This is a genomic window from Bradyrhizobium sp. (assembly GCF_050014615.1).
GTDB lineage: Bacteria > Pseudomonadota > Alphaproteobacteria > Rhizobiales > Xanthobacteraceae > Bradyrhizobium.
This window is the reverse complement of record NZ_JBEKCZ010000188.1, coordinates 1-10,365: the sequence shown is the minus strand read 5'-3', so window position 1 is coordinate 10,365 and position 10,365 is coordinate 1. Positions and strand designations below refer to the sequence as shown.

Below are 10,365 nucleotides of genomic sequence, written 5' to 3'. Positions count from 1 at the left end.
CCTTTGATCGGCAACGGAATCGCGCTGCGGCCGTAAGATTCGGTGATGACGGGAGCGGATCAGGAGAACTTCTTCAGAACCGACTATCACAATTTGCCACCGAAACCATCCGGGGAAATTCTATGTCGTCGATGTCTCGCCGCCATCTCGTTATCGCAGCGACCGGAATTGCGGCAGCCGCAGCGGCGCCTTCCAAAGTCCTTGCCCAGACTGCGCTGCCCGCTCCGACAGAGCCGTTTTTCACTCCCCCGCCTTGCCTATCCGTCCAGCGCATTCGAGCCGCATATCGATAGCAAAACCAGAAATCGACCATGACAAGCATCACGCAGCCCATGTCGCCAATATTATTTGAACTAACAGAACCGCCGCGCCGATTATCTCAAAGCGTGTGGGAACACCGTCAACTGGGCGAAGATTGCGCAGCGCTATACGGCGGCGAAGGCCGGTACGTGGGGGATTTGATGCCTGCACGGCGCCTATCGGCGGTGTGAGAAGAACTGCACGCCCATGCATCGCTTGGGTGCGAGTTGGGTCGACGGGAGAACTCAAGGAGAGCGCCATGGTTCTAAGGAAAACCCGAAAACTTCTGACCGGAGTGGCATCTGCCGCCGTCATCCTTGCGTTCGGCGTCGCCTACGCGCAGCAAGCGCCCCGCGGCAAGACGAGCTACATGCCGGTCGACATCACCGAGCCGTTCTCGGCGATCTTCGCAAGGCTGTCCGCAGAGAAGCCGGAGGTGACGCGCGAGCACATGGCGCTTCTCAACGAGCGATACGACTTGAGCAATCGACCGGCCGCAGGGGTCACGATGGACCGCAACAAGCCGGTACAGGAAGGAGTTCGCGTCAAGCTCCCGGCAGGAAAGACCTGGGAGGCTCTCGCGAATATGAGCCCGGAGCAGATTCACGAGCAGAACGTTTTTCCCAGAGGATTCTATCCGTTGCCCCATCCGAAGCATTCGGCGGGTGGCTTCGTGTTTCCGCACTTCGTGATCGACGAGATCAAACGGCAGGAGGGACGTGATCTCACGCGCTTCGACGTCGACTACGATATCCCGGATCATTTCCTGCCTGAATTCCCGCCGCCGATGTATCTCAATCAGCGGACCGACCTCGGCGACGTCACGCAAGGCAAGCTCGTCACCATCGAGAACTATTACGAGTTGTTTAACGGCATTATCCCTCCCAAGCAGCTGGAAGGTTTGCGCCTGCTCGTCACTGCGTTCCCGCAGCAGCAGTTCAACCTCACGGAGGACCGCCGTTCCGAGTTGCCGAGCCGCGGCTCAGCGTGCTTCGACTGCCACTCGAACGGCCATACCAACAAGGCCACGCACCTGGCTCCCGATGCCCGTCCGGAGGAATCCCGCCATCGCATCGTCACTCCGACGCTGCGCGGCGTGCAAATCCAGCGGCTGTTTGGTTCGCAACGCGCGCTCAAGACCATCGAGGACTTCACCCAGTTCGAGCAGGCCGGAGCCTATTTCGATGGTGACCACGTGATCGCCGCCAAGAAGGGCCTCAATCCCCTCGATCGAATCAGCCAGGTCGACCTGATGGCGGAGTTCCAGGAGGAACTAGGCTTCCCACCGGCACCGAAGCTTGACGTGTTCGGCAAGCTCGATCCTAGCAAGGCTACGCCCGCCGAGATGCGCGGCCAGGAGATCTTCTTCGGCAAGGGCCGGTGCGAGTCATGCCATGCCGCGCCTTATTACACCGACAACCTGATGCACGATCTCAAGACCGAGCGTTTCTTCAAGCCGGAGATGATCAACGGCATGAGTGAAGTCGGTGACGGAGCCGTCAAGACCTTCCCGCTGCGCGGCATCAAGGACTCGCCGCCCTATTTGCACGACGGGCGCCTGCTGACACTCGATGACACCGTCGAGTTCTTCAATCTGGTGCTCGGCACGAAACTGTCTGGCGAGGAGAAGCGCGATCTGGTCGCATTTCTTCGCACCCTCTGACCGAAACGGTGTTTCACTAGCGCGGTCCGCGTCGCGCGCCGCGACTCACGACGCTGTCTCTGCATTTAGCGGCAGGGTTAAGTGAAACGTGGCACCATGGGGTAGGTTGGCGGTGGCCCAGAGCCGACCACCGTGGGCTTCCATGATCGAACGGCAAATCGAGAGTCCCATACCCATGCCGCCGGATTTGGTGGTGAAGAACGCGTTAAACAGCCGGCCCGCATTCTCGGCGGAAATGCCGGCGCCGCAATCCGTCACGCTTACCAGCACTTGGTGGGCCTCGTCCTGGAGGGATCGAATTACCAGTTCACGCGGCCGATCGGTGACCGACTGCATGGCTTCGATACCATTCATCACCAGGTTAATAATCACCTGCTGCAATTGGACCCGATCGCCCAGAACCATGGGTAGAGCGTATGCGAACTCGGTTCGTAACGACACCTGGTGGTCGACTAGCTCATTGTGCACCAGCGCGTTGACCTCCTTGACAACGTCATTGATGTCGAGGGGCAGCCGCTCAATTTTAGCCTTTTTCGCGAGCGCCCGGACACGCCGGATTACCTCACTCGCCCGATTGTTGTCGTTTATGATCCATTCCACCGAGCGGCGCGCTGCGTTCAGGTCGGGAGTTGCGCGATCGAGCCAGCGCAGACAGGCCTCGGCGTTGGCGGCGACGGCGGCGAGCGGCTGGTTCACTTCATGGGCGATGGAAGCTGTCATTTCTCCCAGCGTCGTCACGCGCGTTACGTGTGCGAGTTCCATCTGGGCATCGAGAAGGCGCTGTTCGCTGGCGCGCAGCCTCTCTTCCGTCCGCTTGCGGTCAGTCATATCGATGACAAAGGCAACTCCTTCGTCTCGTTTCCACTCGAAAAGCGCGCCGGCAATCAGAATCGGCACGCGGCTGCCGTCTTTGCGGAAATATTCTTTCTCGTAAGACCCGGAGCTTCCGGTCGCGCTGACCTCGGCCAACGCATTCTGGTCGGCGGGCGCCCACTCGGTGGGCGTCAACTCCGCCCACCCTATTCGATCCGATATGAGCTCTTCGCGGCTGTAGCCCAACATGTCGAGAAGGGCTTGGTTGGCTTCGATGATCCGGCCCTGGAAATCCCAGATCATGATGCCGACGATGTTCGAGTCGACCAGACGGCGGATCCTGGCCTCCCGTTCCCCGAGATCGTTGTACAGACGGGCATTTTCCAGCGAGATCGCCGCTTGCGACGCCAGCAATTCCAGCACCGAGATCCGGGCGGGAGTGAACACGCGCGATGCCAAATTGTTCTCGAGATAAAGCACGCCGATCAGCTTGGATTGCTTTACCATTGGCAGGCAAAGGACCGACCGGGCGTGCTTCCGGCTGATGTAGTCATCTGCCGAGAAGGCATTCTGCATCAAGGCGTCATCAATGATGACGCTCTCCCGCGTCCGGATCACGTAATTGAGCAGGGATTCGGGAAGCTCGGCCGTTGTAGGGACCGCCTCGCGCAGCGTGACTTCGACCTGGCCGCGACCGGACGCCGCTTCCGCCGCGATTCGCGGCTCGTTGCCCGGAAACAGGATGAGCATGCCTCGCTCAGCGCCGGCATGCTCCACCGCGATTCTCATGAGCCTCTCGGTGAGTTTGTCGAGGACGATCTCGCTTGAGGCGGCCTGCGACACCTTGATCACGGTCGCGAGGTCGAGGTGTTCGACCGGCGCCCCGATTGTGCTCGTCGGTGAAGATGCTGGCTCTTCCTCCCTGAGGTGTGGATAAATCTCGTCGAGTTGCCGCACCTTGCCATCGGCCCCCCAGCGCAAATAGCCGTAGCGGGCGTCCTGCAAATACACCCGGGCAATCTTCTCGAAACCACGCGCCGCATAGAAGCGGGAAGCCATTTCATTGGCGAGCGCCTCATTGTGAATGAAGCCGTTGCCGCGAGCCGAGCGAATGGCCTGCTCGTAGAGGTGCATCGCGTCGACGTCTCGCCCCTCGAGCCGAGCCAGCTCGGCACCGACTAGCGCGGCGCGGTTCTCGAAATTCTCCGGGCAATTCGCCGCCCAGAGCTGAAGTTGCTTGTGGTGCGCAGCGACAGCGTCGAGGTATGGCTGCCGCGGCTCGCTGGCTGCCGCGGAATCGCAAGCGGCTGCTTGAGACAGCGCGCCGTAAAAGTGATATTCTGCGGTTTCGAGCATTGAAACCGAGGCCCACAACAGCCGTTGCGCTCCCGACGAGGCCTCGATGGCCGACGAATAGTCGCCGGCAAGGAAGCGTGCCTGCAACTTGCGGATCCAATACCAGCACTCGCCAAACGCCAAATCCGGATTTTCCGAGAAGCGGCGTTCGATTCGACGTTCATCGAACTGCTCATCGTCGAGCGAACCGAATTTCGGCGTCAAGCCGCGCAGCGTCCGGATAAGTCCGAGCTGGGTGGCGATGAAGTCAACGCAAATGCCGAACCGCATCTTCTGGGCAAACGCGAGGCCACGCTCGGCTTCGACTTGCACTTCATCGAGCGGATCGCCCGCGAGCAGAAGGTTGGTGTTCAATTGGTTGCCGCAGTGCGCGGCACAAGTGAGATCGCCGACCTTGATCGCCGCCTCGAACGCGCGGTGCACCAGATCACGGCCGGCCCGGACATGTCTGGTCCACGGCAGAACGCTGTCGCCAAAGTCCATATAGGTTCTGGCCTGGAACCGTGTCAGTCCGCGTCCTTCGACCAGATCATAGCCGAACTGACCGAAACGGTATACGACGATCCGATAGTCGCCGAAGATCGGGCCGGCGATCATGGATAGCCATACATAGGCGCTGCACGAAGCGTCGCAGTTGCCACGCTCGAGGCTGAGATTGACCGCCCGGCAGGTGATCAGGGCAAGCAAGTTCGCATCCGTATAGAATGCAGGTACCCCGATCTTGGCAAGAACGTCCAGCGTCGCGAGGGATGCCGGGTCGCTCATCAAAGGCAGCTCGATCAGGGACTCGATCTCGCGGCTCCCGAGCTGAGACCAGATCCGCTCGTATTCGCGTCGCGCTTCCTCTTTCGTGGGGTGCGGCGACCAGTCGATGCCCAGATGCCGAAGGTAGTCGAGAGCGACGGCAATGGCGCGGCTACCCTGATCGAGGGTCGTGTACAGATCTGCGCGCAGGCACGTGACCGTAGCTCGTTCCACCGTGTTGGTGGCGCGCCTTGAAAGCTCCTCCAGGCGCTGCTCCGCCTCCGCCAGTGCGCCGGTGAGAAACTCGCATTCGCTCCGGTGCAGCGCCAGCGCAAAGGTGAGTTCGTGCCGGCGCTCCCACGAGTTCTCCGGCAGCAGCGCCTCGCCTGCAGTCAGATAGGTGAGTGCCGAGACGTAGGCGGTGGTGGCCTTGGCGCGCTGGCCCGCGCGCAGATTGAGCTCGGCCAGCTGCTCACGCTCATTGCGTGACGTGATCAAGGCGGCACCGCGGTTGAGCTGGTTGACGATTTCGAAAATGGCCTCTTCGCGTTTTTCCGCAGGGGTGTGCAATGCGAGCAGCCGTCCGATCAGCAAGTGCGCCTCGGCGCGCAAATGGTCCGGTATCAATGAATAGGCGGCCTCCTGGACGCGGTCGTGGGTGAACCTGTAGGAGCCCTCCAGCTGTTCGACCAGCTCCAGACGAACGGCGTCCCAAAGGTCCGAAGCAACCTCATCGTTGGATTTTCCGAGAACGATCGAAAGCATCGCGATTTCGGCGGCGTTGCCGAGGCAGGCGAGTTGCTGCAATGCAGTCTGGGTCTCGACGGGCAGGCGGGCCAATCTCCCGACCATGAGCTCCACCACGTTGTCGGTGTAGCCCTTGGCGTGAAGGCGATCCAACTCCCAGCGCCAGCGCGCCGAGTCATGATCGAAGCGGAGCAGCCCTTCTTCGGCAAGCGCAGAAATGAACTGAATGGCGAAAAACGGATTGCCACCTGTCTTCTCGTGCACCAGTCCCGCCAGCGGGGCAGCACGGACAGGCGCGTGGCTCAGTGTATCCGCAATCAGCTGTCCCAGGTCTTCTCGGGCGAGCGGCGCAAGGCTGATCTCCTGCACCAACGCTCCCTCCTTACTGATGGCATCGAGCTTTCGCCTCAGCGGATGGGCGGAATCGACTTCGTTGTCCCGATAGGCGCCGATCACCAGCAACCGCTGCACGTCCGTCTGGGTCAAAAGGTCGGCGAGCACGTCGAGTGTCGCTGCGTCGAGCCATTGCAAATCGTCGAGAAAGAGCGTCAGCGGATGTTCGGGCCGCGCGAAGACGCCGAGAAACCGCCGGAACACCAGCTGAAGACGGCTTTGTGCCTGCTGCGCCGGAAGCTCCACGACGGGCGGCTGCTCTCCGATGAGGAGCTTCAATTCGGGGACAATATCGATCATGAGCCGCCCGTTCGGGCCCAGCGCCTCGTGCAGCGCATCGCGCCAGCCGGCCAACTCGGCGTCACTCTTGCCCAGGAGCGCGCGGATCAGGCTCTGAAACGCCTGTGCCGGCGTTGCATAGGGGATGTCGCGCTTGTACTGATCGAACTTGCCGGAGGCGAAAAGACCGTGCCGCGGCACCAATGCCTTGTGCAGTTCGTTGACGACGGCGGACTTGCCGATGCCGGAATAGCCGGAGACCAGCACCAGTTCGGGCCGGCCGCCGGTGGCGACACGGTCGAAGGCGGCGAGCAAGGTCTCGATCTCGCGCTCTCGCCCATACAGTTTCTCCGGAATCAAAAGGCGGTCGGACGTGTCCTGCTGGCCCAATATGAAGGCGTCGATCCGATGCTGAGCCTCCCATGCATCGAGACAACGCCGGAGGTCGCGCCCCAGGCCGGCCGCGGTCTGGTAGCGATCCTCGGCGTTCTTGGCGAGCAGCTTCAGGATGATGGCGGAGACCGCGGCCGGGACCGTCTCCAGTCGATCGCTTGGTGGCACCGGCTTTCTGGCGATATGGCAGTGGACCCACTCCATGGGTTCTGCCGCGGTAAACGGCAGTGAGCCCGTGAGCATCTGATAGAGCGTAACGCCGAGGGCGTAGAGGTCGCTGCGGGCGTCGATCGAGCGATTCATACGTCCGGTCTGTTCGGGCGCCATATAGGCGAGCGTGCCCGCGATCGACTCGGGTGGTGCGGGCACCTGCCGCTCGCGCGGCAGACGCGATGCGATGCCGAAGCCGGTGAGCTTGATCTCTCCGGTCATGCGGTTAATCAGGATATTGGTCGGCTTGATATCCTTGTGGACGAGGCCGCGCCGGTGGACCTGCGTGAGGGTCGCAGCAACCGCTATCGCGATGCGCAGAAAGCTCGGCACCTCCATGGGCGCACCGAGCAATCGGTCCAGTGGCTCGCTGTAGGTGTCCTCGAGCACCAGCATGATCCTGCCGCGCTCGCGGACGAGTTCAAGCGGTCGCACCGCCCACGCCCCATCCAGTTCGTCCTTCAGTCCGTATTCGCGAGCGAGGCGATCGAGGGTGGCAGGTGTCGGATGCTCCGCGGCGGGCAGCACAGCGAGCACAGCGGCCTGATAGCCGTTGGCGTGGTTTTCCCCTCCACAGATGTGGTTGTCCCTTCGGCAGAAGACGCGTTCGCCGTCCTGCCACAATACCTTGAGGCTACTATCTCCACCGGCGCCGAACCAGGAAGATGGGTTCATCTGCGGTATCCGCCCTCAGGTCGGTGGCCGCCATCGGGCTGAGAAAATATTCTCAGGGGCGGCTAGAGATAGGCTGAACAGGCATATTACCACTCACGAGGCAGCCTGACCATGTCCGTTACTGCGAAGGTTTGCGGATGCTGACCCGATCATAAGCATCGCCACGGACGCATGGGCCGGGCGTCGGCAAGTCTCAAAGCCGCCAAGGAAGGAACCCGCGGCAGATAAGGTATTGCGGTGCCGCGATCTATGGCGATTTGGGTGGTGCTGAGGAGATCGCAACAGTTTCGATTGTGCTCGTCTGGTTGGGCCTACGTTAAAATTTTTGGTGCCCCAGGATTCAAGTTTCTAGTGACGGGCGTCACATATTGGCGCAATTTGCATGGAAATTATGAATTGCATAGAGTGCCTGCCAGCGAATACAGCGTACCGATCCTCGACGGCGAACGGAGGGGTGAGTCCCAATGTTTGGAGACCAGTCTCGTCGCAGTGTGCTGAAATGGGCCGGGCTCGGTGGCGGAGCGGCGCTCTCCCGCGGCTTTCTCCCGCGCTCGGCGGGAGCGCAGGACGTTTCGACGCTGACGGTAGGCTGGAGCACCGACATCGACACGCTCGATCCGGCTCAATTCAAGTCGGACGGCGCCTACATCGTCCAATGCAACATCTATGACACCGTATTAAGCTGGGGCACCGAACCAGTGCCGGGAAGGCCCGGTCTCTCATTCGCAAAGCCAGGCAAGTTCCTCGGCGGAGTCGGCGAGAGCTGGGCCTACGAGAACGACGGCAAGACGCTCGTTGTGAAGATTCGCCGGGGCCTGAAATTCCCGAGCGGCAAGCCTGTCAATACGCAGGCGGTGAAATATCTGTTCGATCGTGGATTGCAATCGCCCGGTTATATGCGGCTCATTTTTCCAACGCTGCTGGCCGTCACGCAGCCCGATCAGTTCGAAGTCCGCGACGACACCACTTTCGTGATCAACATGCCCGCGCCGAGCGCCATGCTTCTGGACGTGTTGGCTGTGTCGAATAACGCTCTGCTCGACCCGGAGATGGTGAAGGCCCACGCCACGACTGACGATCCCTGGGCTTCTGACTGGCTCAAGCGCAACGTCGCTGGTCTTGGCCCGTATCGGCTGGTCAGCAATGAACCCGGCGTCGAGGTCGTACTCGAAGCAACTCCCGACTATTGGAGGCCGACCCCGTATTTCAGGCGCGTGGTCGCCAAGTTCACTCCGAACGAGGCAGATCGCATTCTGCTCCTCAAGCGGAAGGCAATCGACATGGTGATCGGGCCGAATTCGATGTCGCCGAAGAATCTCAAGAGCCTTGAAGCTGAGCCCGAATTGAAGGTGGTTTCACTACCGGATACCAATTGCAACTTCGTTTGCATGAATCTCAAAAAGCCGCCCTTCGACAACGTCAAGGTTCGCCAGGCGGTGAATTATGCGATACCAATCCAGGCGATCATTCCGAATGTCCTCTACGGCTACGGCGAGCAGATGACGAGCCCGGTACCGAGCCAGACGCCCGGCTACGACGGCTCACTCTCACCTTACAAATATGATCTCGCGAAGGCCAAGTCGCTGATGCAGCAGAGCGGCTTGGGTACAGGTCTTATACCCGTCAAGTTCGCGGTTCGCGTTGGCTACGAGCCGCACGAACAGGCGGCGGTCTGGATTCAGCGAGAACTGGAGAAGATAGGCTTCCAGGTCAGAATCGAGAAGGAGACCGACGCGACGTTTCGCCAGCTGTCATCCAACGGCGATCACGAACTGTCGATCGAGGCCTGGCAATCCTGGATCAACGATCCACTTTATCACCTCTATTGGAACTTTCACAGCGCGGCGGCTGGGACAAACAAGGGCTCCTATGCCAATCCGGCGCTCGACAAACTGATCGATGACAATATTCGCGAGGGTAATCTGATAAAGCGAGCGGCCAGCGTCAAGGAGGCACAAAGGATCATCCTTGACGATGCGGTCTGGGGACTTCTCTGGTACGATAACTGGACGCGCGTGATGCGCTCCGAGCTCGTCGGGCTCGAGAAAGTATGGGATTCGTACGAGCGCTTCGATAGGATGAGCTTCGCCTGAGCAAACCCACGTTCCGCGTTGGATCGCTGACAAGATGTCGCTCTTGTTCCTCGTTGTCCGCAGGCTGGCTTTGGTGGTTCCGACGCTCTTTGGCGTGAGCGTGATCGGCTTTCTGCTGGTCTATCTGCTGCCGGGCAATCCCGCCCTGGTGAAGGCGGGCCCGATGGCCACTCCGCAATATGTCGCGGAGATGAAGCACAAAATGGGGCTCGACGAGCCCCTCCCTGTCCAATACGGGCGTTACGTGGCCGGGCTCCTGCATGGCGACCTCGGCGAAAGTTCGTCGACAGGGCGGCCCGTTCTGACCGACTTCATGCAACGTCTGCCGGCGACGCTCGAACTGACCGTGGCGAGCCTTTTTCTCGCGCTTCTCCTTGGCGTGCCGATGGGCGTGCTTTGCGCTATCCATCGCGACAAGATCATCGACCATTTCGGCAGGATCTTCAGCGTCGCGGGAGTGGCGATGCCCAGTTTCTGGACCGGGCTCATTCTCATTTATGTCTTCTTCTATCTGCTCGACATCGCGCCAGCGCCGCTGGGGCGACTTGGGCCGGGGATCAGTCCGCCGGTTGCGATCACCGGCCTCTATACCGTGGACTCGCTCCTCAGCGGCAATTGGCGAGCGCTTGAGTCGAGCCTTGCGCAGCTCGCATTGCCTTCACTGACCCTTGCGATCAGCGTGATGGCGCCGCTGGCACG

Annotated in this window: 4 protein-coding genes; 3 read left to right on the top strand and 1 reads right to left on the bottom strand. The window is 60.8% G+C overall.

From position 1 onward, the window contains the following. Positions 1–670 precede the first annotated feature (670 nt). Positions 671–1,963 carry a cytochrome B6 gene (locus tag ABR948_RS23825; RefSeq protein WP_428122825.1) on the top strand — a complete coding sequence of 431 codons (1,293 nt, stop codon included), beginning with the start codon at positions 671–673 and terminating at the stop codon, positions 1,961–1,963. A 45-nt stretch (positions 1,964–2,008) separates the two neighbouring features. Here the strand turns inward: ABR948_RS23825 and ABR948_RS23820 are convergent, their stop codons facing one another. After that, a complete protein-coding gene (locus ABR948_RS23820) occupies positions 2,009–7,573 on the bottom strand; it encodes a trifunctional serine/threonine-protein kinase/ATP-binding protein/sensor histidine kinase (RefSeq protein WP_428122821.1) in 5,565 nt (1,854 codons plus the stop codon). A 491-nt stretch (positions 7,574–8,064) separates the two neighbouring features. On the opposite strand from ABR948_RS23820, the gene ABR948_RS23815 reads away from it, so the two are divergent. Both ABR948_RS23815 and ABR948_RS23810 read left to right on the top strand, forming a co-directional pair. Beyond that, entirely contained in the window at positions 8,065–9,666 is a 1,602-nt protein-coding gene (locus tag ABR948_RS23815) for an ABC transporter substrate-binding protein (protein ID WP_428122819.1), read from the top strand. Between the two features lie 34 nt (positions 9,667–9,700). Next, positions 9,701–10,365: ABC transporter permease (locus tag ABR948_RS23810; protein ID WP_428122816.1), on the top strand; the 665-nt coding region annotated here is incomplete at its 3' end.

Coding starts and splice junctions, on each gene's coding strand:
- ABR948_RS23820 (WP_428122821.1), bottom strand. CDS start 7,573: ATGAACCCATCTTCCTGGTTCGGCGCCGGTGGAGATAGTAGCCTCAAG.
- ABR948_RS23825 (WP_428122825.1), top strand. CDS start 671: ATGCCGGTCGACATCACCGAGCCGTTCTCGGCGATCTTCGCAAGGCTG.